Source organism: Mesorhizobium sp. M2E.F.Ca.ET.209.01.1.1, from assembly GCF_004010375.2.
Taxonomy (GTDB): Bacteria; Pseudomonadota; Alphaproteobacteria; order Rhizobiales; family Rhizobiaceae; genus Mesorhizobium.
The window spans coordinates 1-359 of record NZ_SADP02000484.1 but is presented as its reverse complement, the minus strand read 5'-3'; the positions used below and the strand labels follow the sequence as shown (position 1 = coordinate 359).

Here is a 359-nt window from a genome sequence, read left to right as displayed (position 1 = left end):
GGCATTGTCGAGCTTGGCGCGGACGGCCATCCCAGTCGCTTCGAGGCGATCGCCGTGGACTACGACCATGAAGCCGCCGCAAAGCAGGCCGAACAGGCGGGACGGCCGGAATGGGCGCACGCGCTGCGGACCGGGTTCATGAAGGATTGAGCGGAGCTCACATGAAGCGGAAGGTCTCGCTCCCATCGACGCTGCTGCTGGCCGCTCCATTGCTGCTTTCGGTCCTGCCGGCCTTGGCTCAGGATGCGCCGGGACCGATCATTTCGATTATCGGCGGGCTTGCGCCGGACGATCTCCTCAACATCCGGGCGACCGCCTCGCCGGGTGGGAAGGTGGCGGCGCGCCTGCCTAACGGCGCG

Annotated in this window: 2 pseudogenes; both read left to right on the top strand. The window is 67.4% G+C overall.

What is annotated here, in order from left to right:
* Nucleotides 1-150 (top strand): annotated as a pseudogene (locus EN852_RS43415) (metallophosphoesterase); the annotation flags it as partial.
* 11 nt (nt 151-161) lie between these two features.
* A pseudogene (locus EN852_RS36590) lies at nt 162-359 on the top strand (SH3 domain-containing protein); the annotation flags it as partial.